The sequence below is a fragment of the Amycolatopsis sp. WAC 04169 genome (assembly GCF_003947535.1).
GTDB classification, from domain to species: Bacteria; Actinomycetota; Actinomycetes; order Mycobacteriales; family Pseudonocardiaceae; genus Amycolatopsis; species Amycolatopsis keratiniphila.
This window is the reverse complement of record NZ_QHJI01000022.1, coordinates 24,585-49,654: the sequence shown is the minus strand read 5'-3', so window position 1 is coordinate 49,654 and position 25,070 is coordinate 24,585. Positions and strand designations below refer to the sequence as shown.

Here is a 25,070-nt window from a genome sequence, read left to right as displayed (position 1 = left end):
CCGCGACACCTGGACCACAAACCACCCCCACGCCACCACCAAAGCCGCACTCCGAGCACTCAAACGACACCTCACCAACACCATCTACCAAGCACTCAAAGCAGACTTGACATAGAAGCTTCTTTCGGGACACCAGATGTCTCGAAAGTGGCTTTCGCGACGCGTGCGAGCCCGCGACGCCCCGCATTTAGAGGACTAAACGCGGGAAGGAGGGCGTCACTTGCCGACGTAGGCCGCCAGGTGTTCACCGGTCAGCGTCGAGGCCTTCGCGACGAGGTCGGACGGCGTGCCCTCGAAGACGATCTTGCCGCCGTCGTGCCCGGCGCCCGGGCCGAGGTCGATGATCCAGTCTGCGTGCGCCATGACCGCCTGGTGGTGCTCGATCACGATCACCGACTTGCCCGAGTCGACGAGCCGGTCCAGCAGGCCGAGCAGGTTCTCGACGTCGGCGAGGTGCAGACCGGTGGTCGGCTCGTCGAGGATGTAGACGCCGCCCTTGTCGCCCATGTGCGTCGCGAGCTTCAGCCGCTGCCGCTCGCCGCCGGAAAGCGTGGTGAGCGGCTGACCGAGGCTGAGGTAGCCGAGCCCGACGTCGTCGAGCCTGCTGAGGATCGCGTGCGCGGCGGGGATGCGCCCGTCGCCCTCACCGAAGAACTTCACGGCCTCGGACACCGGCATCTCCAGCGCCTCGCTGATGTTCTTGCCGCCGAAGGTGTACTCCAGCACCGAAGCCTGGAACCGCTTGCCTTCGCATTCCTCGCAGGTGGTCGCGGTGCCCGCCATGATGCCGAGGTCGGTGTAGATGACCCCCGCGCCGTTGCAGGTCGGGCAGGCGCCCTCGGAGTTGGCGCTGAACAGCGCCGGCTTCACGCCGTTGGCCTTGGCGAAGGCCTTGCGGATCGGTTCGAGCAGCCCGGTGTAGGTGGCGGGGTTGCTCCGCCGCGAGCCGCGGATGGGGGTCTGGTCGACCGAGACCACGCCCTCGTCGGCCGGGATCGACCCGTGAAGCAGGGAGCTCTTGCCGGAGCCCGCGACACCGGTGACGACGCACAGAACGCCGAGCGGGACGTCGACGTCCACGTTCCGGAGGTTGTGCCGGTCCGCGCCGCGGATCTCCAGTTTGCCGGTGGGCTCGCGGACGCTGTCCTTGAGCGACGCCCGGTCGTCCAGGTGCCTGCCGGTGATGGTGTCGCTGGCGCGCAGGCCTTCGACAGTGCCCTCGAAGCAGATCGTCCCGCCCTCGGTGCCCGCGCCGGGGCCGAGGTCGACGACGTGGTCGGCGATGGCGATGGTCTCCGGTTTGTGCTCGACGACCAGCACCGTGTTGCCCTTGTCCCGCAACTGCTGGAGCAGGTTGTTCATTCGCTGGATGTCGTGCGGGTGCAGCCCGATGGTGGGCTCGTCGAACACGTAGGTGACGTCGGTGAGCGACGACCCGAGGTGCCGGATCATCTTCGTCCGCTGCGCCTCGCCACCCGAAAGCGTGCCGGACGGCCGGTCGAGGGAGAGGTAGCCGAGTCCGATGTCGACGAAGGAGTCGAGCGTGTGCTGGAGCTTCTCCAGCAGCGGCGCCACCGACGGCTCCTTGAGCCCGCGGACCCAGTCGGCGAGGTCGCTGATCTGCATCCGGCAGGCGTCGGCGATGTTGATCCGCTTGATCTTCGACGATCGCGCGAGTTCGCTGAGCCTGCTCCCGTCGCATTCCGGGCAGACCGCGAAGGTGACCGCCCGGTCCACGAACGTGCGGATATGCGGCTGCATCGCCTCGCGGTCCTTGGACAGGAACGACTTCTGGATCGTGGGGATCAGACCCGAGTAGGTCAGGTTGATGCCCTCGATCTTGAGCTTGACCGGCTCCTTGTACAGCAGATCGTCCAGCTGTCGCTTGGTGTACTTCTTGATCGGCTTGTCCGGGTCGAAGAAGCCGCAGCCGCGCAGGATGCGGCCGTACCAGCCCTCCATGGAGAAACCGGGGATCGTCAGCGCGCCCTCGTTGAGGGATTTGGTGTCGTCGTACAGCGCGGTGAGGTCGATGTCGTTTACCTTGCCCCGGCCTTCGCACCGGGCGCACATCCCGCCGGTGATGCTGAACTCGCGGCGCTCCTTGGTGGTCCGGCCGCTCTTCTCGACGGTCACGGCGCCCGCGCCGGAGATCGAGGCGACGTTGAAGGAGAACGCCTGCGGAGAACCGATGTGCGGCTTCCCGATCCGGCTGAAGAGGATGCGCAACATCGCGTACGCGTCGGTGGCGGTGCCGACCGTGGAGCGGGGGTCGGAGCCCATCCGCTGCTGGTCGACGATGATCGCGGTGGTCAGGCCGTCGAGCACGTCGACCTCGGGCCGGGCCAGCGTCGGCATGAAGCCCTGCACGAAGGTGCTGTACGTCTCGTTGATCAGCCGCTGCGACTCGGCCGCGATGGTGTCGAAGACCAGGGAGCTCTTGCCCGATCCGGAGACACCGGTGAACACCGTCAGCCGTCGCTTCGGCAGCTCGACGGCGACGTTCTTGAGGTTGTTCTCGTTCGCCCCCAAGACGCGGATCAGGTCGTGACTGTCGGCGGGGTGTTCCTCGGGCACCTGCGGCCGGGAGGTCTTGCGCATCGTTTCTCCATCCTCATGGGGGCCGCGTGTACGTTCCGTCAGCCTCACCGGGCTCGATCTAACCAGCTTCGAGCCGTTCGTCCTCGACGATGGTCACGCTAGGTGAGTTCGGGGGCCTTTCGCTTCTCGATTCCTGATCCGTCTTCAGACGCTCCAGCCCTCGCTCTTGGTCGCCTTCAGGTAGTCCTCGACCGGAGGGCCGACCGGCCTGCCCTCGTACTGGGTGGACAGCACCACCGACGACCTGATCTCGCCGTGTTTGCCCAGCCGTTCGAAGAGGCCTTCGAGGTGTTCGAGCGATACGGCCCGCACCTTCAGCATGGTGCACCGGTCGCCGCTGAGCCGGTGCAGCTCGACCACCTCGGGATAGTCGTCCGATTTGCTGGTGCGCAGCAGGCAACTGCCGAGCGAGCAGCGCATCTCGACGAACGCCTGGAGGCCGTACCCGGCGCGGTTCGCGTCGACCTGGGCGCGATACCCGGTGATGACGCCCGCCTCCTCCAGCCGCCGGACCCGGTCGGCGACGGCGGGCGCCGAGAGGTTCACGCGACGGCCCAGCTCCTTGAACGAGAGCCGCCCGTCGGCCTGGAGCGTTTCGAGGAGCCGCCAGTCGAGGTCGTCCAGCGCCCTTTCCGATCGTAAGGTCATCGCGCCCGGATTCCTTCCATGTTGCGCCCCGCACCCCCGCGAGGCCTTCGTCAGCCTATTCGCCGAGGCGCCCGGAATCCCTAGGTTTGAATCATGAAACCGATGTTCGCGCTCTTCATGGGTGTCGCCTGTCTCAGCACCGCGGTCGTCGGGCTGTCCACCACGGCCGCGTTGATCATGGTCGAGCACGCCGGCGCCGCCTGGAGCGGATTGCCGAGCGCCGTGCTGGTTCTCGGCTCCGCCGCGGGCTCGTTGTGGTCGGGCGTGCTGGCCGCGCGGTACGGCAGGCGGTTCGTCCTGGTGCTGATGTACGGAGCCGCCGTGACGGGCGCGCTGATCTCGTTCGCCGGTGTGCTCGGCGGATCCGTGCTCGCGCTGGTGGCGGGGATGCCCTTGATCGGCTTCGGCAACAGTGGGGCGCAGCTCTCCCGATACACCGCGGCCGATCTGTCGTCCGAGCACCGCAAGGGTTTCGCACTGTCCACAATGGTCTGGGCGGGCACCGTCGGCGCGGTCGCGGGGCCCGCCCTGATCGCACCGGCCGCCGCACGGGCGGAAGCCGCCGAGCTCCCCGCCCTGTCCGGTCCGATCGCGGCGGGGGCGATCGTCGTGGCCATCGCCGTGGTCGCCGTCGCCACCCTGCCGCGCGGCCTCGCCGCCCCGGTGGAGGGCGTGCCCAAGCGGGAACGGATGTCCGTGCGGAACCCGGTGGTCCTCGGGCCGCTCGTGGCGATGGTCGGCGCGCAGCTGGCGATGGTGGCGGTGATGACGATGACCCCGGTCCAGTTGCACGAGCACGGTCAGGGGCTCGACGTCGTCGGCTGGGTGCTGAGTGCCCATCTGGTGGGGATGTTCGCGCTGGCGCCGTTGTCCGGCTGGATCGCCGACCGCTGGGGCGGCCGCGCGACCATCTTCGGCGGGATCGGGACGATCACCGTCGCGGCGGTCACCGTGATCGGCGCCCCCGATTCGCATCACGTGGGAATCCCGGTCGCGCTCTTCCTGCTCGGCTACGGCTGGAACCTGGTGTTCGTCGGCGGCAGCAGCATGCTCAGCCGCGATCTCCCGGCCGCCCAGCGGACGAGGGCGCAGGGCACGGTCGACGCCTTCGTCTGGGGCACTTCGGCCGGGGCGAGCCTGCTCGCCGGGCAACTGTTCGGCCTGGGTGGCTACGTCCTGGTCGGCGTCGCGGGCGGTTTGTGCGCCCTCGTCCCGCTCGCGGTGCTCGCCCGGCGGCCGGCCGTGCGGGAGGCCGGTGAAAAAGCCGGGCTCCGCTGATCTGCGAAACCCGGGCGCAGCCGTCATACTGCTTCACTCCGACGCGAACGAACCCGTGATGACGCAGATCACGTGGGTGACCGATTCGGAGGGTCCTAGGGTGAAAGCAGACAAGGTGCGGGAGATCGGGGGTGCACGATGAGCGAGTTCGCGGTGAATCTGCGGGACCGGGTACGGCAGGCGAGGGAGGACGTTCAGATCGCCAAGCAGGCCTCTGACGAGGACAGGGCCTCGGCCGTCGGCGCCGATCTGGCCAACCTGGAGCGACTGGCCGCCGAACACGGGGTCGACCTGCCGGAGCAGGCCTCGGGTGACGCCCGCGCGTGACCCCGGGTTCCGGGCCGATGATCGGCCTTTGACACCCTGGGGCGTGTGACCGAAAGCCTGAAACGGATCCGCGCCTTCCTGGCGGATCGCGAGCCGCCGACGCCGTGCCTGGTCGTCGACACCGACCTCGTCGCGGAGCGTGCGGCCGCGGTCTCGGCGGCTTTCCCGGGTGCGCTGATCCGTTACGCGGTCAAGGCGAATCCGGCTCCCGAAGTGCTCGACGCGGTGGCGTCGACCGGCGCGGGCTTCGACGTGGCGGGGACGGCGGAAATCGAGCTGTGCCTGTCACGGGGCGCGCGGCCGGCGGAACTGGCGTACGGCAACACGATCAAGAAACCGGCGGACATCGCCTTCGCTTACGCGCGCGGAGTCCGTGAATTCACCACGGACTCCGCCGGTGATCTGGCGAATCTGGCCGAGCACGCGCCCGGTTCGCTGGTCTCGGTCCGCCTGCTGACCGGCGGCCCGGACTCCGTGACGCCGTTCGGCCACAAGTTCGGCTGCGAACCGGCGGTGGCGGCCGCCCTGCTCCGTCAGGCCGTGGAAGCCGGGCTGCGCCCGGGGATCGCGTTCCACGTCGGCTCGCAGCAGCCGGATCCGGCCGCCTGGGAGATCGGGATCGCGACCGCGGCCAAGGTCGCCGCCGAAGCGGGCGTCGTACTGGAGCGGCTGAACATCGGCGGCGGCTTCGCCACCGAACACCGGGAGCCCGTGCCGTCGCTGACGGACTACGCGACGGCGATCCACGCCGCCCTCGGCGAGCATCTGCCGGAACCGGAGCTGCTGCTGGAACCCGGCCGCGTGATCGTCGCCGACGCCGGGCTGATCAGGACCGAAGTCGTCCTGGTGACCACTCGCGCCGCCGCCGACGAACGCCGCTGGGTCTATCTCGACGTCGGCAGGTACAACGGAATGGCGGAGTGTGAGAACGAAGCCGTCGCGTATCGGCTGGAGCCCGTCGGCGTTAAGGGACCGGAAGGACCGGTGGTCCTCGCGGGGCCGACCTGCGATGGTGACGACGTGTTGTACCAGCGGACGCCGTGCGCGCTGCCGAGGTCGTTGAAGGCGGGCGACCGGCTGGACATCCCGGGCACCGGGGCGTACACCGCCAGCTATTCTTCCGTCGCTTTCAACGGAATCGAGCCGTTGCGCACCTATTGTGTGGGGAGGTTCGCCGATGCCGGGTGAAGAACCACTCGTCGGCCGGTTCGCCGGCCGCCACGTACTCGCGGAGTTCGAGGGGATCGAGCCGTCGTTGCTCGACGACGCCGTACTCCTCAAGAAGACCCTCGCCGAAGCGGTGACCGAGGCGGGGGCGACGGTCTGCGAGGTCGTGTCGCATTCCTTCGCCCCGCAAGGGGTCACGGTGCTCGCGCTGCTGGCCGAATCACACGCGTCGGTGCACACCTATCCGGAGATCGGCTCGGTGTTCGTGGACGTGTTCACCTGCGGGGACCGGGCGGATCCGGAGCGCGCGGTCGCGCTGCTGGCGAAGATGCTGGGCGCGGGCACCGTCCGCATGTCCACTGTGGAACGAGGAGAGAACTGATGGCGCAGCGAGTGATCGTCGAGCCGATGGGCGCGGGGCTCACCCGGAACTGGGACGTCGAGGAGGTCCTGTTCGAGGGCCGCACCGCGTTCCAGAACGTCCTCATCGGACGGACCGCGCAGGGGATCTCGCTCTTCTGCGACGACGAACGGCAGAGCACCGAGCTGAGCCAGCTCGTCTACCACGAGGCGCTGATGGTCCCGACACTGCTGCTCGCCGAACGCGTCGAGCGGGTGCTGATCATCGGGTCCAGCGAAGGGGTCGCCTCCCAGCTCGCCGTCGCGGCGGGGGCGGAGGTGGTCGACCACGTCGACATCGACGCCGAAGCGGTACGTGCCTGCGCCGAACACCTTCCCTACGGTTACACCCTCGACGAACTGGCCCGTGCCGAACGCGGGGAGGGAAAGGTCCGGGTTCACTACCGCGACGGCTGGGAGTTCCTCGCCGAAGCCCAGGAGCGCGGCGACTCCTACGACGTGGTCGTGATCGACCTGCCGGACGAGAACGACGATCCGGCGGCGCAGCACAACCGGTTGTACGGAACCGACTTCCTGGCCCGGTGCACGGCGCTGCTCACCGACGGGGGAGTGGTCGGCTGTCAGGCCGGCTGCCCGACGCTGTGGCGCAACCAGACGCTGATCACGGCGTGGCGCCGGTTCACCGAATCGTTCGGGACCGTGCTCTACTACGGTTCGGACGAGCACGAGTGGGCCTTCCTGACCGGCAGGGCCGACGCGATCGCCGATCCCGGCGCCCTCGTCGCGGAGAAGATCGGCAAGGCGGGCATCGGGGAGTCCACTATGGACGAAGACGCGCTGAGGGCGAACACGGTGCCGCCGTTTTCCTTGCGGAGCCACTGAGAACCCGGCGGCCGTTACCCCGCCGAGATCAACGTTCGTCGCTGTGCGTGGCGCTCGATCACAGGATCCTCCATCTGGTCGTTGCCGGTTGTCGCGGTGCGGGCCAGAATCGCTCGAATGGGCAGCCGAGACGCGGGGATCGCCGCAGGAGCGAACAGGGAACCCGCGGTCTGTGCCGCCTTCGCGAGTTTGACGGCGAGTGTCACGGAAGATCTCGGACCGGACCGGGTCGTGGACACCTTGTCCAGCGAATGCGCACGGCTGCTGCCGATCGATTCCACCGAGGTCTTCCTGCCGGGCGTGGAACTCGAACGCCATTCCGCGGTGGCGGAGGAAGGGCCCGCGCTGGAATCCTTCGAAACCGGGAAGGACGTCGCCGTCCACGACCTTTCCACCGAGGTCTCACGCTGGCCGGGTTACGTCGCCAGAATGGCGGGGAAGGGCTACGCCGCGGTTTCCGCGCTTCCGTTGCGCACGATGGATGAAACCGTCGGGTCGATCGCCTTCCTCAGTGCCGAAACCGTCGTGCTGAGCGTCGAAGACAGGCGGCTGGGCCGTGCTCTCGCCGACGTTGCGACGCTGTGTCTCCTGCAGCAAAGGGAATTGCGTCATTATCGGACGCTCTCGGCGCAGCTGCAGAAGGCGCTCGACAGCCGGGTCGTCATCGAGCAGGCGAAGGGCATGCTCGCCGAGCGTGCCGGTATCGACCTCGGCACCGCTTTCCACCGCATGCGCTCCTACGCCCGCAGTTCGAACAGGAAGCTGTCGGACGTCGCGCGCGGCGTCGTCGAAGGAACGCTGGACACCCGGAAACTTCTTCGGCCGAGAAAGCGGTGACGCTGGTAGGGCCGTTGGTCACCGGAACCGGTGACTTGTCCCGGCGATGCGCGACCGTGCGGCCCTTGGGCGCGAAGACGTAATCGGAAAGGCTTCACCCAGAAGAAAGGTGCGGTGGAGTCATGGTGTTGTTGGGAAGCCTACTCGGGAAGAGCCGGTCGGTACGGCCGAGCCTGCTCCCGTTGCTGGAATTGAGGTCGGGGGTGCTGGCCCTGCGATCCGGGCACGCGCTCGCGCCGACCGGTTCGGGGACGGTCTGCTTCGTCGCGGAGGGACGTCCCGGCGCGGGGACGGAGGCGGAGATCATCGCCGGTCTCGCCGGGGATTCCGCCCGCCGCAACGTGGTCACCCACGACGCGCACGGCAGGACGATCGTCCGCTGCTGGCGGGAGAACGGGGACTTCGGCTGGCTGCTCGACGATCTCGTCGACGTCAACGACAGGCTGGCTCAGGCCGGGTTCGCGTCGTGGCTGCTGCACACGACGGTCGACTTCGCCGAGTTGCGGGACATGCGTCACCCGAGGCTGACGATGGTCTACCGCCGGGAGCGCGGCACGTTCTACCCGTACGCGCCTCGCGGGACCCGCGGCCGGGACAGGGCGATGGAGCTGAAGATCCGCTCGACGCTGACCCGGATCGTGCCGATGGAGTCCGACATCGGCCGGTGGCGCCCGGTATGACAGGCGGAACTCGCGTGCTTGAGGCCGTCACTCGCGTGATTGGAGGCGAAACTCGTGAGTTCCGCCTTCAATCACGCGAGTTCCGCCTTCAATCACGCGAGTTCCGCCTTCAATCACGCGTGTGACGGGTCAGCCGGGTACGCCGCTGAGCCAGCCGCGCAGGCGCTGGACGCGCCGGTCCCTCGGGTTCCATCGCGGGAACCGGCGCCGGGACCGCGTGGCGAGGGCCGCGCCGTCGAGGTGCCGGATGGCGGCCAGGACGTCGTCGAGCAGGGAGGCGTGTGTCTCCGGGGTCGCCACGACCCTCGGCAGCCGTTCGAGTTCGGCGGCGAGCGGGGCCCGGCGGGCGGGGGCGCGCGTGCCGGGGCGGCGACGGGTCTCGCAGATTCTCGTGGTCACGTCCCGGTCACCCTCTTCCCGTGGTCACGGCCGTCCGATTTCGTCACCTACGACGATGAGGTACCGAGGGCCGTTCCGGTCAGCGCCGAAGGTTGTGCCATCGAGGGCACAAAGACCCCACTCGGTCGTCAGGCGGGTACGGCGGGTCACGGGTTGGCGTCGAAACGACATCCGGATCGGCGGTGGTGGGACAATGCGCCGGCGCGGTGATCGTGAATCCGCACGCGGGTGAATACGGCCGTGGGCGGGATTGATTTCGGGGAATCTGCCGGACAATGGTCCGGCGAGACCACGATCGACGGAGAAGGTGCATGCCGAACCCGAACTCCCCGCAGCCCATGCCCCCGGCCGCGGCCCCGATCCGGGTGCTGCTCGTCGAGGACCACAAGATGGTGGCCGAAGCCCTGGGCGCGGCCTTCGAGGAGTTTCCGGAGATCGACCTGGTGGCGTCGGTGGAGTCGTTGGCGGACGGCATGATCGCGGCCGGAGAACACCTGCCCGACATCGTGCTGCTCGACCGGCGGCTGCCGGACGGCGACGGGATCGAGGCGATCGCCGGGTTCCGCGAGGTCTCCCCGTCGAGCAGGGTGCTGGTGCTGACCGGCGACGCGAACAGTGCCATCGTCGCCAGGATCCTCGAGGTCGGCGGGGCCGGGCTGCTGCTGAAATCCGGTCTCCTCGACGAACTGGTCACCGCGATCAGGACCATCGCGGCGGGCGACATGGTCATCGACCCGGAGTTGCTCAGCGGCGCGCTGGCCATGCTGGCCGGCGGCCCGGGCAGGCTCGGCCCGGTGCTGACCCTGCGGGAGCGGCAGGTGCTCGGGTTGATCGCCGAAGGCGCCGGAACCGACCGGATCGCCGAAGAACTGCGGCTGGCGCGGAATACCGTGCGGAATCACGTGCAGCGGATCCTGGTGAAGACCGGCACCCATTCGAAACTCGAAGCCGTGGTGCACGCACGGAAGAATGGCCTCCTCGAACGGCCGTAGCGGGGAGACGTATCCGAGTGCCAAGCTGCACTATGGCCATGCTGCCATCGGAACAGACGCCCGATCACCGCAGCGCTGTGCTCTTCGAGTTGTTCATGCACAGCGTGGTCGACTATGCCATTTACCTCTTGGACGTCGACGGACGGGTGATCAGCTGGAACCCGGGTGCGGAACGGATCAAGGGGTACACCGAGGACGAGATCCTCGGCCGCCATTTCTCCGTTTTCTACACCGAGGCCGATGTCGCCGACGGCAAACCCGCGGCGGAACTGCTGGTCGCCGCGGAGATGGGGAGCCGCGAGGACGAGGGCTGGCGTGTCCGCCGTGGTGGGGCACGGTTCTGGGCCAACACCGTGATCACCGCGTTGCGGGACGATCAGGGCCGCCTCGTCGGTTTCGGCAAGGTGACCCGTGATCTCACCGAACGCCGGAAAACGCAGGAGGAAAGGACCGAACGGCGACAGGCCTTCGCGCATTTGGTCCGGGCACAGGAAACCGAACGGCGCCGTATCGCGTGGGATGTTCACGACGATTCCATTCAGTCGATGATCGCGGTGAGCATGCGGTTGCAGATGCTCGCCGCACAACGGCGTGATCCGGCCCTGATGCAACTCGACGAAGCGATTCAAGGGGCGATCCGACGATTGCGGATCCTCGTCGCGCAATTGCGCCCGCCCGCGCTGAACGACGAGGATCTGGTCGCCTCCGTCCGCGATTACCTCGACGAGGTCGTCCGCGGCTGGGGGCTCGACTGCACGCTGCGGCACGATCTCGCCGTCGAACCGCCGCCCGATCTCGTCGTCACCGCGTTCCGGATTCTCCAGGAAGCGTTGGTGAACGTGCGTAAACACGCGAACGCGCGGTCCGTCGTGGTCTCGCTGACGGGACAGGACGGCGGCCTGCTGGTGACCGTCGCCGACGACGGCGACGGGCTGAAACCGGACGGCGAGAACACGCACGAAACCCTGTCGGGCGAGCACATCGGAATGGCATCGATGCGTGAACGTGCGGAAGCGGCGCAAGGCTGGTTCCGGATTTCCAGCAGACCGGGCGAAGGCACGTCGGTGGCCTTCTGGATTCCGCTCGGCCCTCCGCGACCCGCGTGAAGATGAACGAAGGAGGCACTTCGATGCCGGAACCGGGAGCCAAACGCGGGTCGAGAGAAGCGGTCCGGGTGGGCGGTGCGATCGACGACCAGGGCCTGCAGCGGCTGCTGGAGGGGCTGAAAGCCGTTCGCGACGGCGATTTCAGCACCCGCCTGCCCCAGGTGGACGACGTCCTGATGGACGAGATGGCGCTCGTCTTCAACGGGATGGTCGATCAGCTGGCGCTGTTCACCTCCGAGGTCACCCGCGTCGCGCGCGAGGTGGGGACCGACGGGAAGCTCGGCGGGCAGGCGGCGGTGCCCTCGGTTTCGGGGACGTGGAAGGACCTCACCGATTCGGTGAACGCGATGGCGGGCAACCTCACGGGCCAGGTCCGTGACATCGCCGAGGTCGCGACCGCGGTGGCGAAAGGCGATCTCTCGCAGAAGATCACCGTCGACGTCAAGGGCGAGATGCTCGAGTTGAAGAACACGATCAACACGATGGTGGATCAGTTGTCGTCGTTCGCCGACGAGGTCACCCGGGTCGCGCGCGAGGTCGGCAGCGAGGGACGGCTGGGCGGACAGGCGGAAGTCCCCGGGGTCGCCGGGACATGGCGGGATCTGACGACGTCGGTGAACTTCATGGCCGGCAACCTGACGGATCAGGTGCGGTCGATCGCCGAGGTCACCACGGCGGTGGCGAAAGGCGATCTCTCGCAGAAGATCACGGTCGACGCGCGGGGCGAGATCCTGGAGTTGAAGAACACGATCAACACGATGGTGGATCAGCTGTCCTCGTTCGCGGACGAGGTCACGCGCGTGGCCCGTGAGGTCGGCACCGAGGGCGCGCTCGGCGGGCAGGCCCAGGTGCCCGGGGTAGCGGGGACGTGGCGGGATCTGACGACGTCGGTGAACTTCATGGCCGGCAACCTCACCGCGCAGGTGCGCTCCATCGCCCAGGTGGCGACCGCGGTGGCGAAGGGCGATCTTTCGCAGAAGATCACCGTGGACGCGCGGGGCGAGATCCTGGAGTTGAAGAACACGATCAACACGATGGTGGATCAGTTGTCGTCGTTCGCGGACGAGGTCACGCGCGTGGCCCGTGAGGTGGGCACCGAAGGACGGCTGGGCGGTCAGGCGGACGTCAAGGGTGTGTCGGGTACGTGGAAGGGCCTGACCGAGTCGGTGAACGTCATGGCCGACAACCTCACGGATCAGGTGCGGTCCATCGCCGAAGTCACCACCGCGGTCGCGAAGGGCGACCTCTCGCAGAAGATCCGCGTCGATGCGAGGGGCGAGATCCTGGAGCTCAAGGACACCATCAACACGATGGTCGGCCAGTTGTCGTCGTTCGCCGACGAGGTCACGCGCGTGGCCCGTGAGGTGGGCACCGAAGGACGGCTGGGCGGTCAGGCGGACGTCAAGGGTGTGTCGGGTACGTGGAAGGGCCTGACCGAGTCGGTCAATGTCATGGCCGACAACCTGACCGATCAGGTGCGGTCCATCGCCCAGGTGGCGACCGCGGTCGCTAGGGGAGACCTGTCCCAGAAGATCACCGTCGAGGCCAAGGGCGAGGTCGCCGCGCTCGCGCAGACGATCAACACGATGGTCGACACGCTGTCGGCCTTCGCGGACGAGGTCACCCGCGTGGCGCGGGAGGTCGGCACCGAGGGCATCCTCGGCGGTCAGGCCAGGGTGCCGAACGTCGCCGGGACGTGGAAGGACCTCACCGACAACGTCAACTCGATGGCGAACAACCTCACCGGCCAGGTCCGCAACATCGCCCAGGTGACCACCGCGGTCGCGCAGGGCGACCTTTCCCGCAAGATCGACGTCGACGCGCGGGGCGAGATCCTGGAACTCAAGACCACCATCAACACGATGGTCGACCAGCTTTCCGCGTTCGCCGCGGAGGTCACCCGCGTGGCCCGTGAAGTCGGCAGCGAAGGACGGCTAGGCGGCCAGGCCGAGGTCGAAGGCGTGTCGGGCACCTGGAAACGGCTGACGGAGAACGTCAACGAACTCGCCGGCAACCTGACCCGGCAGGTCCGGGCGATCGCCGAGGTGACCAGCGCGGTGGCGACCGGCGACCTCACGCGGTCGATCTCCGTCGAGGCGCAGGGCGAGGTCGCGGAGCTGAAGGACAACATCAACGCGATGGTCCAGTCGCTGCGCGAGACCACGCGGGCGAACGAGGAACAGGACTGGCTCAACACCAACCTGGCCCGCATCTCGGGCCTGATGCAGGGCCACCGGGACCTGCGGGTGGTGGCCACGCTCATCATGAACGAGCTGACCCCGCTGGTCGGTGCCCAGCACGGGACGCTGTTCCTCACCGAATCCGGGGAGAGCGGCACCCGGCTGCGGCTGATCACCAGCTACGGGCACAGCGAGGCGCCGGACGCGCCGTCGGAGTTCGCGATGGGGCAGTCGCTGATCGGGCAGGCGGCGCAGACCAAGAAACCGATCGTGGTCGACCGGACGCCGCCGGGCTTCGTGAAAATCTCGTCGAGTCTCGGCTCGGCCCCGCCGGTCACCCTGATCGTGCTGCCGATCGTGTTCGAGGACCAGGTGCTGGGCGTCATCGAACTGGCGTCGTTCGGCGAGTTCACCGCCGTGCGCAAGGATTTCCTCGAACAGCTGATGGAGACCATCGGGGTCAACGTCAACACGATCATCGCCAACGCGCGGACCGACTCCCTGCTGGAGGAATCCCAGCGGCTCGCCGAGGAACTGCAGGCCCGCTCCGAGGAGCTTCAAGCGCAGCAGGCGAAACTGCAGGTGTCCAACGCGGAACTGGAGGAGAAGGCCGAACTGCTCGCCAGGCAGAACCGCGACATCGAGGTGAAGAACTTCGAAATCGAGCAGGCCCGCCAGGAGATCGAGGAACGCGCGCAGCAGCTCGCGCTGGCGTCGAAGTACAAGTCGGAGTTCCTGGCCAACATGTCGCACGAGCTCCGGACCCCGTTGACCAGCCTGCTGATCCTCGCCGGGGTGCTCTCGCAGAACTCGACCCAGAACCTGACGCCCAAACAGGTCGAGTTCGCGAAGGTGATCCAGTCCGCGGGCACCGATCTGCTGCAGCTGATCAACGACATCCTCGACCTGTCGAAGGTCGAGGCGGGCAAGATGGACATCCACCACGAGCCGTTCCCGCTGCGCCAGCTGCTGGACTACGTCGGCACGACCTTCCGGCCGCTGACCGCGGAGAAGGGGCTCGACTTCCAGGTCACCGTCGAACCCAACGTGCCGGAGCTGCTGTTCACCGACGAGCAGCGGCTGCGGCAGGTGCTGCGGAACCTGTTGTCGAACGCGGTTAAGTTCACCGAAGACGGCAGTGTCGAGCTCCGGGTGAAGCTGGTCGACACGGTCGTTTCGCCGTCGGGAGGGTTGTCGCACGAGTCCCTGGTGGCCTTCAGCGTCACCGACACCGGGATCGGGATCGCCGAGGAGAACCTCGATTCGATCTTCGGCGCCTTCCAGCAGGCCGACGGCACCACCAGCCGCAAGTACGGCGGCACCGGGCTCGGCCTGTCGATCAGCCGCGAGGTCGCGTACCTGCTCGGCGGTGAGATCCGGGCGGACAGCGTCCTGGGGACCGGCAGCACGTTCACCCTCTACCTGCCGGTGGCCAGGTTCACCGCGCCCGCGAGCCTCGATGAGTCCATTGTGGACAGCGCGGCCGCGGAGCGACGGGTACTGGTGGTGGAGAGCGAGCAGAACAGTCTGCTGACCCTCCTCGCCCGCGGGGTCGCGGCCGACATCGCGGACAGCCACGGCTCGGTCCAGGTCCGCGCGGTGTCGGATCCGGCGGAAGCGTTCGAGGAACTGCGGCGCGACAGCTACCGCTGCGTCGTGCTCGACACCAGCATCCCCGGGACGAGCGCCTTGACGTTCCTCAAACGACTCGTCGACGGGCCGGATCCGGTCGAGGTCCCGGTGCTGGCGTACGCGACCCGCAAGCTCAGCGCCGCGCAGGACCGCTTGCTGCACGGGCACGCGCGGGTGCATCCCGTCGAACTGCTGCCTTCGCTGGACATGCTGCGGGAGCGGATCATGCTGCACATCTCGGCCAGCGAACTCGAAGGCATCCTGCCGCTGATGCGCCAGCCCGAGGTGTCCCCGGAAGGGACGGTGCCCGCCCTTGAGCAGCCGTCCGATCCGCCCGCCGGACCGGCGAGGCTGCAGGGGCGCAAGGTGTTGCTCGTCGACGACGACGCCCGCAACGTGTACGCGATCTCGGGAATGCTCGAACTGCACGGACTCTCGGTCGTGCACGCGCCCAACGGCCGAAAGGGCATCGAGGAGCTGCTGTCCGACGACGGGATCGACCTGATCCTGATGGACGTGATGATGCCGGAGATGGACGGCCACGCGACGACGGCGGCGATCCGCGAGATGCCGAAGTTCGCCGGCCTGCCGATCATCACCGTGACCGCGAAGGCGATGGAAGGGGACCGCGAGAAGAGCCTCGCCGCCGGGGCGAGCGACTACGTGACCAAACCCGTGAACGCGGAGGAACTCCTGGCTTGTATGGAACGCTGGCTCACGGACTGACGTCCCGGCTACTCGGTCCCGTTGGCGCTGTTCGCGCAGATGCGGCGGATGGCCGCGACGATCTCGGTGTTGGGGCTGCCCTTCACGAGGTACTCGGTGACGCCCGCGGACGCCATCTGGGCGATGGAGCGGGTGTCGCTGTGCGCGGAGAACGCCATCAACCGCGTGTGGGGCACCCGCCGCCGGATCTCCCGCGCCATCCACGCGCCGCCACCACCGGGGATCCGGACGTCCAGCACGGCGACCTCGGGGGACAGCAGCTCGGCGAGCGCGACCGCTTCGCCGGCGTCCAGCGCGACGGCGACCACTTCGATGTCGGGCTCGGACTCCAGGAGGGCGCGCAGGGCTTCGCCGATGACCGGGTTGTCGTCCGCGACGAGCACCCGAAGTCTGGGGGGTGGCGTACGGTTCATCACCCAGTCCGTGCCCGCGCGGTCTGCGGCGCCGGTGGTGGTCGCGGGCCCCCCTCCGAACATGGCGTGACTCAGCAGGAGATCCGGCGGTCGCCTTCGCTCGGCTGCTCGATGAGCGTCCGCGCGACGTCGTGGATCTTCATGTTGTTGTTGCGGCAGAACGAGCGCAGCAGCTCGAACGCGGCGTCGATGTCGATCTGGTAGCGCTCGGCGAGAATCCCCTTCGCCTGCTCGATGGGAAGCCGGTGATCCAGCGCGTACTGGAGTTGTTCGGCGCGGTTCCGGTAGAAGCGGATGCGGTCGCGCATCGCCACGAGGTCGTCGGCCGGGTCGGACGACGGGGAAGGCGAAAGCGTGGTCTCGGACATGAAGCGATCGTCGCAGCGGCGGGACTGCGCCGGGAAGAAGAGAACGTCCTGACTCGAATGATGCAAATGAACCTGGTCCGGTCGGCGGCAGCCACCCGAACGGGCGCCGAACAGGGCCCTTTGGCCTGTCGCAGTGACCGGCCGTGCACCGTACGCTCAGCCGAGGAGGGGAAACCGTGGAGGTCGGAATGCTCCGGGTGTTTCTGGTCGACGACCACGAGGTGGTCCGTCGAGGGGTCGCGGACATGCTCGAGGAGGATGCCGACCTGTGCGTCGTCGGACAGGCCGCCACCTTTTCCCAAGCGCTGGCGAGGATCCCCGCGCTGCGGCCGGACGTCGCCGTGCTCGACGTGCGGCTGCCGGACGGCAACGGCGTCGAACTCGCGCGGGAACTGAGATCCAGGATGCCCGAACTGAAATGCCTGATGCTCACGTCCTACACCGACGAACAGGCGATGCTGGACGCGATCATGGCGGGCGCGAGCGGCTACGTCATCAAGGACATCCGCGGCATGGATCTGGTGGCGGCGGTCAAGGAGGTCGGCCTCGGCCGGTCGCTGCTGGACGCGCGGGCCGCCGCGACGCTCATGGCGAAGTTCCGCGACGACGCCGGCAAGAAGGGCCCGCTGGCGGACCTTTCCGACCAGGAACGCACGCTGCTGGAGCTGATCGGCGAGGGGCTGACCAACCGGCAGATCGCCGAGCGGATGTTCCTCGCCGAGAAGACGGTGAAGAACTACGTTTCGCGGTTGCTGACGAAACTCGGGATGCAGCGGCGCACCCAGGCGGCGGTGCTGGCGACGGAACTGCGGCGGCAGTGACGCTTTCGAGGCGCGGGATGTCCTGAAAGGGTCGTTCATACACAGGGCGGGGCCGCGTGGGTCAAGCCGAAATGAGCGTATCCAGCAGCACATCGTCCAACGGGCGGCGCGGCGTCCACGGCAGCGGAGAGCCGTAGCCGAGCCGAAGCAGTACCTGCGGCCACACCCCGCAGCCGAGAATCCGCCGCAGTTCGGCGCGTGCCTCGCGGACCATGATCGGCGGCGAGATGAACGACGCGTCGAGTCCCGCGCCGGTCGCGGTGAGCAGCACCCGTTGCAGGGCCTGGCCTGCCTGGAGCCGGTCGAGCCGGTCGTCGGTCAGCGATCCGATCGCCACCACGAGCGGGGCGGGCCGCGGATCGCCCGCCGTTTCGCCGAATTCGTCGAGGAGCCAGCTTTCGTCGGCGGGGCTGCCTTCCAGCGCATAGGACGGCACACCGTCGCGGACGTTCGCACCCAGTCCGGTCCAGCGGCCGAGTTCGGCGAGGAAGGCGGGGTCGGCGAGCTGCTCCCGGCGGGCGCGGGCGGTGAGGTCGCGCAGGAGATGGCACTGCTCGGCGTCGAAGTTCGGCATCCACGCGTGCTCCAGCTCGGTGGCGTGGCGGAGCACGGCGAGCGTCGGTTTCGGGACGACGCTGGAGAGGAACGGCCGCCGGTTGGTCCGGCGGCGGGGGATCGCGCGCGCGAGCCGCACGACCTTCTGATCGGGCATGCGTTCGGCGAGCGGGCGGACGACGGCCAGCAGATCCGGATCGGTGCGGCTGGGCATCAGGGTCGTCGCCGGGTGGAAGCCCAGTGCGTGAATCGCCGTCCGGAGCGTGAACAGGGCGGCACCACACGAGAGCACGAGTTCGCGTCCGTCCGGGTCCGTGACGGGTAAAATACGGCGCGGATCGGCGTGGAGTTCGATCCCGGTGCCGGTACACCGGAAAAGCCACGGCTGGGTGTTGTGCGTCGACGGGGCCAGCATGGCCGACCGGAGCACGGAATTCACCTGTTCGGAGTTCAAACGTCCGACCCTGGTGACTTGTATGGTCATGGTTTCCCCCGCCGCTGCGCCACGGGCAATACGGTTGTCTGATGAGACGGTCCCGCCCGCGGTGCGGGGCCGAAAGAGGAGAAAGTCACCACGGCCGGGAGTCGTCCCGATCTTCGGAGGCGGAGCAGGATGTCGGCTCATGACCGGCTGGGCGGAAGCGACGACCGGATCACCGGCGCCCTGTCCCAGCTGAGGGTTCGTGAGGTGCTGCGTGATCTCCAGGACCGGATCGAGCGGCTCATCGGCACGCGCGACAAGATGGACGGCCTCCTCGAAGCGGTGCTCGCGGTCGCGTCGGGGCTGGAGCTGGACACGACGCTGCACCGGATCGTGCAGGCGGCGATCGATCTCGGCGAAGCCACTTATGGCGCACTCGGGGTGATCGCGGACGACGGTTCGCTCGCCGAATTCGTGTATCACGGCATCGACGGCGAAACGAAGGAACAGATCGGGCATCTCCCGAAAGGTCACGGCCTGCTGGGTTTCGTCATCGACGAGGCGAAACCGGTGCGCCTGGCCGACATCTCCCGGCATCCCGCGTCGGTCGGCTTCCCGCCGCGCCATCCGCCGATGCGGTCGTTCCTCGGCGTGCCGATCCGGGTCCGCGACGAGGTGTTCGGGAATCTCTACCTCACCGAGAAACGTGGGGAAAGTTTCACCGACGACGACGAGGTGGTCGTCCAGGCACTCGCCGCCGCGGCCGGGATAGCGATCGAGAACGCCCACCTGTACGAACAGACGCGGATCCGCCAGCGGTGGCAGGCGGCCACCAGCGAGGTCACTACGGAACTGCTGGGTGGCACCGACCCCGTCGACGCGCTCAACCTGATCGCCGGCCGGGCGCTCGAACTCACCGGATCCGATCTCACTTTGCTGGCACTGCCCGGTTCCGGCAGGCTCGACGTCAGCCCGGACGGCGAGGAAGAGGCCGACGAACTCACCATCGCCGTCTGCGCGGGCGCGCGGGCGGCGGAGCTGACCGGGGTGCGGATCTGCGTCGCCACGTCCTTGCCCGGTGCGGTCTACCGCGACCGCACCCCGCGCAGCGTCCCGGAACTGGTGCTCGGTCCCGACGGGGAGATCGGTCTCGGCCCGACGCTCGTCGTGCCGCTCCGCGCGCGGGAACGGACGTCCGGCGTGCTGATGGCGGTGCGGAACGCGGGTGCGGTCCCGTTCGAGCTAGCCCAGCTGCCGGTGGTGGCCTCGTTCGCCGACCAGGCCGCGCTCGCGCTCCAGCTGGCCGCGCGGCAGCGCACCGCCAGGGAGCTCGACGTGCTCGCCGACCGCGACCGGATCGCCAGGGATCTGCACGACCACGTCATCCAGCGGCTGTTCGCGGTCGGTCTCGCCATGCAGAGCACGCATCGCCGCGCGGACTCGCCGGAACTGCGGCGGCGGATCGGCGAGAGCATCGACCAGATGCACGAGATCGTGCACGAGATCCGCACGGCGATCTTCGATCTCCACGGCGGCGAGGCAGGCCAGCAGGGCGTGCGGCTGCGGCATCGCCTCTACGACTCGATCACCGAGCTCACCGACGACACCCCGATCCATCCGACGGTCAGCCTTTCCGGACCGCTCGACTCGATCCCGCTCCCGTTCGCCGAACACGCCGAGGCCGTGGTGCGGGAGACGGTAGGCAACGTGGTCCGGCACGCGCGGGCGAGCGGCGTTTCGGTCAGTGTCGCGGTGAAGGACGACGTCCTGCGGATCGTGGTCACCGACGACGGCACGGGGATCGGCGAATCCGGTGGTTTCGGCGGGCTGCGGAATCTGCGTGAGCGCGCGGAGAAGGCGGGCGGTACCTTCCGGGCGGAGACGCGCGAAGGGGGCGGAACCAGGATCGACTGGTCCGCCCCCTTGCGCTGACCGGTGTTCAGTTCGTCGACGGCGTGGCGAGGAGCCCGTCGACTTCGATCGAGCGGGCGACGTCGGAGGCGACGGTCTCCAGCAGTTCCGCGGTGAGGTCCGAAAGCGCCCGGGTCACCGCGAGATAGGCGCCGATCTGGGAGGTCGAACCGTTTCTCAGTCCGGCCTCCGCGATTCCGACACCGACGAACTCGCCACCGTCTTCGAGACGGAGCAATGCTTCCGCGCGTACCCGGTACGGCTCGTGCTGCAGGGACACGTCGATGGTCCATTTGTCCGTCATCGTGGGCTCCGTTCCGGTCATCGAGACTCTCATCGCGGGCGTCCGTGGCACAGGGTCCTTGGTCCTCGCTCTCCGCGAATCGGGGGCGAAAGTCCTCGGAACTCGTGACCGGCGGCCGCTGCGGTCGCCGGATACCCCGGCGGATGGTGGATCAACCGCTTTCCTTGGGAGTCCACGATGAAGATCCCGTTGCCGACCCACGTCGACCAGGCGGTGGCGGCCGCCGTCCGCGCGCCGTCCCCGCTCAACACCCAGCCGTGGCGGTTCGTCGTCGACCGGAGGCGGATCGAAGTGCGGCTCGATCGCGCCAGGGTGCTGCGGATCGCCGACCCGGACGCTCGCGAGGCGCGGCTTTCGTGCGGCGCGGCGTTGTTCAACCTGATCGTTTCGTTGCGGTCCAACGGCAAGACCGTCTCGCTGCGGGTGGTGCCGAAGCCGGAGGAGCCGGATCTGCTCGCCGAACTCGTGATCGGTGGCGACCGGTTCTCGTCGCCGGAGGAACGGAAACTGGCCGAGGTCGTCTTCCGCCGTCACACGAACCGCCGTCCGTTCTCGGACCGGCCGGTGCCCGTCTGGGCGCGGACGACGTTGCGCGCGGCGGCACTGGTGGAAGGCGGCCTGCTGGAACTGTTCGGCCGCGGCGACCGGGCGAACGCGGTCGCGCGCTTGCTCCACCGGGCCGAGGCCGCGCAGGCGCGCAACGGCGCGTTCCAGGCGGAGGTCGCGCTGTGGACGCGGCGGACGGCCCACGCGCCGGACGGTGTCCAGGCGCCGGCCAGACCGCCGTCACCGCACGGCATTCCCGCGCAGGAGTCCTTCATCGCCGCCGAACCCGAGGGCGGTGAGCCGGTACTCGGCGCGGTCCTCACCGCCGACGGCGGGCCCGCCGCGGACCTGCGGGCGGGAATGGTGCTGCAGCGGGTACTGCTGACCGCGACGGCCGCCGGTCTCGCGACGTCGTTCGTCGGCAGGCCGTTCGAAACCCCGGAGACCCGGGCGGCGATGGACCGGGTGTTCGCCGACCTCGGCCGCCCGCACGCCGTGCTGCGCTTCGGATACGGCCGCCCGGCTCCGATGACGGCACGCCGTCCGATCGGTGAAGTGCTGTTCCGGCGGTCCGAGGCGAGCCTCTGAGCAGAGTCACCTCGTCGACATCCACGTTTCCGATCGCCGCCACCCACCGGTCATCCCGGGCGGGTTCGGTCTGGGTATGAAGATCATGCGGAAATCCTTGGTGGCGCTGGCCATCGCGGGCCTTTCGGTCGCGGCGTCCGCGCCGGCGGTGGCGGACGCGGACGCCGCCGGGCGCGATCGCGGCTCGATCGTCATCACCGAGCAGGCGTCCAAGCGGATCCTGATCCTGCCCGCCGACCGTGCCTCCTGGCGGGAGCGGAAGGTGAGCTGGGCGTGGGCACCGAACGCCGCCAACGGGCTGGCGGACCTGGCGGGCTCCTGGAGCAACCCGAGCGACGCGAAGCTCGCCGAACGAGGCGGCGAGAAGTACCTGCTGACGTCGGCGTCGGGTGGTTTCGCGGCCGTCGTGCCGTACCCGGCGGGGGACCGGGCGTACTGGGCCGCGAACGTGGGCGGCCCTGCGAATCCCCACAGCATCGAACTGCTGCCGGACGGGAATGTCGCGGTGGCGGCCAGCACCGGCGGCTGGGTGCGGGTCTACACCGCTTCACAGGGGCAGCGCTCGACGACCTACACCGAATACCGGCTGGTGGGGGCGCACGGCGTGGTGTGGGACGCCGGCCGGAACGTGTTGTGGGCCCTGGGCACGGACGCGCTCGTCGCGTTGAGCGTCGGCGGGACGCCCGCCGCTCCGGTCCTCACCGAGCAGTGGTCCGTCCCTGTGCCGACCAAGGGCGGGCACGACCTCCAGCCGGTCCCGGACCGGCCGGATCTGCTGTGGGTGACGACGGAAGCGGGCGTGTACCAGTTCTCGAAGACGAGTGGTGGGTTCAACCAGCGCTACGCGGGTGCCCGGGAGATCGACCGACCGCATGTGAAGAGTGTGTCGACGAACCCGCGGACCGGGCAGATCCTGACGGCGTCGGTGCAGGAAGGTCATCTGTGCACCTGGTGCACGGACACCGTCCGGCTGGCCTTTCCACGCGCCGAGCTGGCGCTGCACGGCGCGTGGATCTACAAGGCCCGCTGGTGGATCGGTTGAGCTGAACTTCCATGTCGGTACCGGCCGTTCGGGGGGCTGCCCGGCCGGTACCGACACACCAGAGAAGACGGGACCTCGCCGCGAGAATGACGCGTCGCCGCGTCTTTCACCTGACCGAGTGAATCGGCCCGCTCGGCGCGCGGCGTTGACCCATTCGGGGTATACGCCTCACCCGAGGAAGGACCGCAACTCGTCGATGACCGTCCGCGGCTGCTCCTCGGCGACGAAGTGGCCCGAACCGGCGACCTTCCGCACCCGGACGTCGGCCGCCTTGGACGGCAGGACGGCGGCGAGGTAGTCGTAGTTGAATTCCGACCCCAGCCCCAGCATGGGCGCGGTGACCTTCCCGTACGCCTTCTGATCCTCGATGTCCTGGCCGAAAGCCTGGTACCAGCCGTTCCCGGCGCGGATGGCGTCCGGGCGGTCGTACGCGGCGGCGTAGATGGCCCGGTCCCGGCTCCCGATCGAGGCCGGGTCGGCCGCCAGGTGGTCGAACATCCAGTCGACGAGGAAGCGCGACCGGCCGGCCAGCAGCTGCTCGGGCAGCGTCGCGACCTGGTTGAAGGCGAACCACCAGACGTTCACCGGCTGCCCCGGCGGGGCCAGCATCGGGAGCTGGTACAGGCTCTCGTCGGGGTGGGAGACGTCCATGAGCGTGACGGTCTTCGTGGCTTCGGCGTGGTTGGCGGCGAAGGCGAACGCGACCATGGCGCCGATGTCGTGCCCGGCGATATGCGCCTGCCGGTGGCCCAGCGCGCGGACGAGTTCGAAGATGTCGCGGGCCATCGTCTTCTTGTCGTACCCGCCTTGGGGCTTGTCCGAGCCGCCCATGCCCCGCAGGTCGACGGCGATCACGCGGTACCGCTTCGCCAGCTCCGGCATGACCTTGCGGTACTGCCACCAGGTCTCCGGCCAGCCCGGCAGCAGGATCAGCGGTTCACCCCGGCCGCCGGCGACGTAGTGCAGCCGGACCCCGTTGACCTGGGCGTACTCGCTGCGGAAACCGCCGGGCAGCGACCGCGCGAGTTCGGCGTCGGAGGCGGTCGGCCTGCTCGCCTCGGCGACGCCACCCGAGGCCACCAGCGCGGCCGCGGCCCCCGCGCCGAGGGTGAGCATGGACCGGCGGTTGAGGAAGGAACGGCTGTTTTCGGTCATGTCCTGATCGTGGCCCGGCGGCGGCACCCGCCGTGAGTGGTGTTTTCGCCAACCGGGGTCTGTTTCAGGACAGCATGGGTTCCGGCACGCCCAGCCTGGTCCCGAACGTCTCCCGATACGACACCGGCGTGACGCCGACCTGGCGGCGGAAATGCGGCCGGAGCGCCGCGGACGAGGAGAACCCGCAGTACCTGGCGATCTCGTCGACCGGGAGATCGGTGGATTCGAGCAGTTGCTGAGCGCGGATGACGCGCTGATGTGTGAGCCACGTGCCGGGTGCGGCGCCGGTGATCTCGCGGAACCGGCGGTCGTAGTTGCGCCTGCTCATATGCGCCCGCCTGGCGAGTTCGTCGACCGGGAGCGCCGTGTCCAGCCTGGTCAGCGCCCAGGCCATCGTCTCCGACACCGGGTCGCCCTCGTCGAGTTCCGGCATCGGCGATTCGATGTACTGCGCCTGCCCGCCGGGCCGGTGCGGCGGGACGACCATGCCCTTCGCCAGCCGGTTCGCCACCTCCGCGCCGCACCAGGAGCGGATCAGGTGCAGGCCGAGGTCCATGCCCGCCGCGCCGCCGCCCGCGGTCAGGATGTCGCCGTCGTCGATGTAGAGCACCGACTCGTCGAGGCGGACGGCGGGGAACCGGGCCGCGAGCAGCGGCGCCATCGCCCAGTGCGTGGTCGCGGGGCGCCCGTCGAGCAGTCCGGCGGCGGCCAGCACGAAGGCTCCGCTGCACAGTCCGGCCACCCGGGCGCCTCGGTCGTGCGCCGCGCGGAGAGCCGCCAGCGCCGCTTCCGGCGGATCCTCCATCGGCGACCGCCAGTTGGGGACCAGCACCAGGTCCGCGTTCCGGACCGCGTCGAGGTCTTCGGGGACCGGGACGGTCAGGCCGCCGCCCCGCAGCGCGGTGCCCGGTTCGCCGCCGACGACCTTGAGGTCCAGGTCGGGCAGCTCGCCGAAGGCCGAAGCCATCTCGAACACCCCGAACGCGAAGGACATCGCGCCGAGCGACGCCCCGTTGAAGACCACCACGGCCAGCCGTCTCATGGGTCGATTCTAGGGAGACCCGACCTGCGATGGAGCCGGTTTTCGACTGTCCGAAGGGGACGGTAGATTCCTCGCGCACCAGCCGGCCG

At 68.8% G+C, this 25,070-nt stretch carries 23 protein-coding genes; 14 read left to right on the top strand and 9 right to left on the bottom strand.

The features are described 5' to 3' along the window. Nucleotides 1-216: 216 nt before the first annotated feature. Both DMC61_RS40515 and DMC61_RS40510 read right to left on the bottom strand, forming a co-directional pair. The gene (locus DMC61_RS40515; protein ID WP_125695712.1) at nucleotides 217-2,601 is read right to left on the bottom strand and encodes an excinuclease ABC subunit UvrA; all 2,385 of its coding nucleotides are present in this window, start codon (nucleotides 2,599-2,601) and stop codon (nucleotides 217-219) included. Between the two features lie 144 nt (nucleotides 2,602-2,745). Beyond that, nucleotides 2,746-3,249: an Lrp/AsnC family transcriptional regulator gene (locus DMC61_RS40510; protein WP_016334700.1), complete on the bottom strand. Its 504-nt coding sequence runs from the start codon at nucleotides 3,247-3,249 to the stop codon at nucleotides 2,746-2,748. A gap of 93 nt (nucleotides 3,250-3,342) precedes the next feature. On the opposite strand from DMC61_RS40510, the gene DMC61_RS40505 reads away from it, so the two are divergent. The 7 genes from DMC61_RS40505 (at nucleotide 3,343) to DMC61_RS40475 (ending at nucleotide 8,780) form a co-directional block, all read left to right on the top strand. Continuing rightward, complete coding sequence (locus tag DMC61_RS40505; protein WP_125695711.1) at nucleotides 3,343-4,527, top strand: MFS transporter; 1,185 nt, start codon at nucleotides 3,343-3,345, stop codon at nucleotides 4,525-4,527. Between the two features lie 138 nt (nucleotides 4,528-4,665). Then, complete coding sequence (locus DMC61_RS40500; RefSeq protein WP_125695710.1) at nucleotides 4,666-4,854, top strand: hypothetical protein; 189 nt, start codon at nucleotides 4,666-4,668, stop codon at nucleotides 4,852-4,854. Between the two features lie 45 nt (nucleotides 4,855-4,899). Beyond that, a complete protein-coding gene (locus tag DMC61_RS40495; protein ID WP_125695709.1) occupies nucleotides 4,900-6,042 on the top strand; it encodes a type III PLP-dependent enzyme in 1,143 nt (380 codons plus the stop codon). Then, on the top strand, nucleotides 6,032-6,403 hold the full coding sequence (gene speD / locus DMC61_RS40490; protein ID WP_016334696.1) for an adenosylmethionine decarboxylase: 372 nt from the start codon (nucleotides 6,032-6,034) through the stop codon (nucleotides 6,401-6,403). The genes DMC61_RS40495 and speD overlap by 11 nt, the downstream gene beginning before the upstream one ends. Further along, entirely contained in the window at nucleotides 6,403-7,263 is an 861-nt protein-coding gene (locus tag DMC61_RS40485) for a spermidine synthase (RefSeq protein WP_125695708.1), read from the top strand. Before speD ends, DMC61_RS40485 begins: the two co-directional genes overlap by 1 nt. 117 nt (nucleotides 7,264-7,380) lie before the next feature. Further along, nucleotides 7,381-8,100, top strand: coding sequence for a GAF and ANTAR domain-containing protein (locus DMC61_RS40480; RefSeq protein ID WP_233595109.1), 720 nt, complete (start codon nucleotides 7,381-7,383; stop codon nucleotides 8,098-8,100). Between the two features lie 122 nt (nucleotides 8,101-8,222). Continuing rightward, nucleotides 8,223-8,780: a hypothetical protein gene (locus DMC61_RS40475; RefSeq protein WP_125695707.1), complete on the top strand. Its 558-nt coding sequence runs from the start codon at nucleotides 8,223-8,225 to the stop codon at nucleotides 8,778-8,780. A gap of 129 nt (nucleotides 8,781-8,909) precedes the next feature. On the opposite strand, the gene DMC61_RS40470 is transcribed toward DMC61_RS40475, so the two are convergent. After that, nucleotides 8,910-9,179 carry a hypothetical protein gene (locus DMC61_RS40470; protein WP_125695706.1) on the bottom strand — a complete coding sequence of 90 codons (270 nt, stop codon included), beginning with the start codon at nucleotides 9,177-9,179 and terminating at the stop codon, nucleotides 8,910-8,912. Nucleotides 9,180-9,490: 311 nt separating this feature from the next. On the opposite strand from DMC61_RS40470, the gene DMC61_RS40465 reads away from it, so the two are divergent. The 3 genes from DMC61_RS40465 to DMC61_RS40455 are packed head-to-tail and all read left to right on the top strand — an operon-like array spanning nucleotide 9,491 to nucleotide 15,815. Then, nucleotides 9,491-10,171: a response regulator transcription factor gene (locus DMC61_RS40465; RefSeq protein ID WP_125695705.1), complete on the top strand. Its 681-nt coding sequence runs from the start codon at nucleotides 9,491-9,493 to the stop codon at nucleotides 10,169-10,171. A 32-nt stretch (nucleotides 10,172-10,203) separates the two neighbouring features. Continuing rightward, nucleotides 10,204-11,277 carry a PAS domain S-box protein gene (locus DMC61_RS40460; protein ID WP_370456455.1) on the top strand — a complete coding sequence of 358 codons (1,074 nt, stop codon included), beginning with the start codon at nucleotides 10,204-10,206 and terminating at the stop codon, nucleotides 11,275-11,277. A gap of 23 nt (nucleotides 11,278-11,300) precedes the next feature. After that, nucleotides 11,301-15,815 carry a HAMP domain-containing protein gene (locus DMC61_RS40455; protein ID WP_125695704.1) on the top strand — a complete coding sequence of 1,505 codons (4,515 nt, stop codon included), beginning with the start codon at nucleotides 11,301-11,303 and terminating at the stop codon, nucleotides 15,813-15,815. 8 nt (nucleotides 15,816-15,823) lie between these two features. On the opposite strand, the gene DMC61_RS40450 is transcribed toward DMC61_RS40455, so the two are convergent. Both DMC61_RS40450 and DMC61_RS40445 read right to left on the bottom strand, forming a co-directional pair. After that, entirely contained in the window at nucleotides 15,824-16,198 is a 375-nt protein-coding gene (locus DMC61_RS40450) for a response regulator transcription factor (RefSeq protein WP_125695718.1), read from the bottom strand. Between the two features lie 101 nt (nucleotides 16,199-16,299). Then, nucleotides 16,300-16,596, bottom strand: a complete 297-nt coding sequence (locus DMC61_RS40445; protein ID WP_072030882.1) for an ANTAR domain-containing protein — start codon at nucleotides 16,594-16,596, stop codon at nucleotides 16,300-16,302. Nucleotides 16,597-16,784: 188 nt separating this feature from the next. Between DMC61_RS40445 and DMC61_RS40440 the strand changes: the two genes are divergently transcribed. Continuing rightward, nucleotides 16,785-17,417: a response regulator transcription factor gene (locus tag DMC61_RS40440; RefSeq protein ID WP_125695703.1), complete on the top strand. Its 633-nt coding sequence runs from the start codon at nucleotides 16,785-16,787 to the stop codon at nucleotides 17,415-17,417. A gap of 61 nt (nucleotides 17,418-17,478) precedes the next feature. On the opposite strand, the gene DMC61_RS40435 is transcribed toward DMC61_RS40440, so the two are convergent. After that, complete coding sequence (locus DMC61_RS40435) at nucleotides 17,479-18,456, bottom strand: nitroreductase family protein (protein ID WP_125695702.1); 978 nt, start codon at nucleotides 18,454-18,456, stop codon at nucleotides 17,479-17,481. A gap of 129 nt (nucleotides 18,457-18,585) precedes the next feature. On the opposite strand from DMC61_RS40435, the gene DMC61_RS40430 reads away from it, so the two are divergent. Then, complete coding sequence (locus DMC61_RS40430) at nucleotides 18,586-20,325, top strand: GAF domain-containing sensor histidine kinase (protein WP_125695701.1); 1,740 nt, start codon at nucleotides 18,586-18,588, stop codon at nucleotides 20,323-20,325. Between the two features lie 7 nt (nucleotides 20,326-20,332). On the opposite strand, the gene DMC61_RS40425 is transcribed toward DMC61_RS40430, so the two are convergent. Then, nucleotides 20,333-20,608: a dsRBD fold-containing protein gene (locus tag DMC61_RS40425; RefSeq protein ID WP_228688146.1), complete on the bottom strand. Its 276-nt coding sequence runs from the start codon at nucleotides 20,606-20,608 to the stop codon at nucleotides 20,333-20,335. Between the two features lie 177 nt (nucleotides 20,609-20,785). On the opposite strand from DMC61_RS40425, the gene DMC61_RS40420 reads away from it, so the two are divergent. Next, nucleotides 20,786-21,742: a hypothetical protein gene (locus DMC61_RS40420; RefSeq protein ID WP_125695700.1), complete on the top strand. Its 957-nt coding sequence runs from the start codon at nucleotides 20,786-20,788 to the stop codon at nucleotides 21,740-21,742. A gap of 76 nt (nucleotides 21,743-21,818) precedes the next feature. Continuing rightward, on the top strand, nucleotides 21,819-22,784 hold the full coding sequence (locus tag DMC61_RS40415) for a DUF6528 family protein (protein WP_125695699.1): 966 nt from the start codon (nucleotides 21,819-21,821) through the stop codon (nucleotides 22,782-22,784). A gap of 168 nt (nucleotides 22,785-22,952) precedes the next feature. Here DMC61_RS40415 and DMC61_RS40410 read toward each other — a convergent pair whose 3' ends face one another. After that, on the bottom strand, nucleotides 22,953-23,939 hold the full coding sequence (locus DMC61_RS40410; protein ID WP_125695698.1) for an alpha/beta fold hydrolase: 987 nt from the start codon (nucleotides 23,937-23,939) through the stop codon (nucleotides 22,953-22,955). Between the two features lie 64 nt (nucleotides 23,940-24,003). After that, nucleotides 24,004-24,981 (bottom strand): GlxA family transcriptional regulator, encoded by a 978-nt coding sequence (locus tag DMC61_RS40405; protein WP_125695697.1) that lies wholly within the window; start codon nucleotides 24,979-24,981, stop codon nucleotides 24,004-24,006. Between the last annotated feature and the right edge of the window lie 89 nt (nucleotides 24,982-25,070).

Bases quoted from the DNA above. Each gene is read 5' to 3' on its own strand.
- DMC61_RS40405 (WP_125695697.1), bottom strand. From the start codon at position 24,981: ATGAGACGGCTGGCCGTGGTGGTCTTCAACGGGGCGTCGCTCGGCGCG.
- DMC61_RS40420 (WP_125695700.1), top strand. From the start codon at position 20,786: ATGAAGATCCCGTTGCCGACCCACGTCGACCAGGCGGTGGCGGCCGCC.
- DMC61_RS40465 (WP_125695705.1), top strand. From the start codon at position 9,491: ATGCCGAACCCGAACTCCCCGCAGCCCATGCCCCCGGCCGCGGCCCCG.
- DMC61_RS40515 (WP_125695712.1), bottom strand. From the start codon at position 2,601: ATGCGCAAGACCTCCCGGCCGCAGGTGCCCGAGGAACACCCCGCCGAC.
- DMC61_RS40505 (WP_125695711.1), top strand. From the start codon at position 3,343: ATGAAACCGATGTTCGCGCTCTTCATGGGTGTCGCCTGTCTCAGCACC.
- DMC61_RS40475 (WP_125695707.1), top strand. From the start codon at position 8,223: ATGGTGTTGTTGGGAAGCCTACTCGGGAAGAGCCGGTCGGTACGGCCG.
- DMC61_RS40415 (WP_125695699.1), top strand. From the start codon at position 21,819: ATGAAGATCATGCGGAAATCCTTGGTGGCGCTGGCCATCGCGGGCCTT.
- DMC61_RS40440 (WP_125695703.1), top strand. From the start codon at position 16,785: ATGCTCCGGGTGTTTCTGGTCGACGACCACGAGGTGGTCCGTCGAGGG.
- DMC61_RS40485 (WP_125695708.1), top strand. From the start codon at position 6,403: ATGGCGCAGCGAGTGATCGTCGAGCCGATGGGCGCGGGGCTCACCCGG.
- DMC61_RS40480 (WP_233595109.1), top strand. From the start codon at position 7,381: ATGGGCAGCCGAGACGCGGGGATCGCCGCAGGAGCGAACAGGGAACCC.
- DMC61_RS40410 (WP_125695698.1), bottom strand. From the start codon at position 23,939: ATGACCGAAAACAGCCGTTCCTTCCTCAACCGCCGGTCCATGCTCACC.
- DMC61_RS40430 (WP_125695701.1), top strand. From the start codon at position 18,586: ATGTCGGCTCATGACCGGCTGGGCGGAAGCGACGACCGGATCACCGGC.
- DMC61_RS40500 (WP_125695710.1), top strand. From the start codon at position 4,666: ATGAGCGAGTTCGCGGTGAATCTGCGGGACCGGGTACGGCAGGCGAGG.
- DMC61_RS40460 (WP_370456455.1), top strand. From the start codon at position 10,204: ATGGCCATGCTGCCATCGGAACAGACGCCCGATCACCGCAGCGCTGTG.
- DMC61_RS40510 (WP_016334700.1), bottom strand. From the start codon at position 3,249: ATGACCTTACGATCGGAAAGGGCGCTGGACGACCTCGACTGGCGGCTC.
- DMC61_RS40425 (WP_228688146.1), bottom strand. From the start codon at position 20,608: ATGACGGACAAATGGACCATCGACGTGTCCCTGCAGCACGAGCCGTAC.
- speD (WP_016334696.1), top strand. From the start codon at position 6,032: ATGCCGGGTGAAGAACCACTCGTCGGCCGGTTCGCCGGCCGCCACGTA.
- DMC61_RS40435 (WP_125695702.1), bottom strand. From the start codon at position 18,456: ATGACCATACAAGTCACCAGGGTCGGACGTTTGAACTCCGAACAGGTG.
- DMC61_RS40445 (WP_072030882.1), bottom strand. From the start codon at position 16,596: ATGTCCGAGACCACGCTTTCGCCTTCCCCGTCGTCCGACCCGGCCGAC.
- DMC61_RS40455 (WP_125695704.1), top strand. From the start codon at position 11,301: ATGCCGGAACCGGGAGCCAAACGCGGGTCGAGAGAAGCGGTCCGGGTG.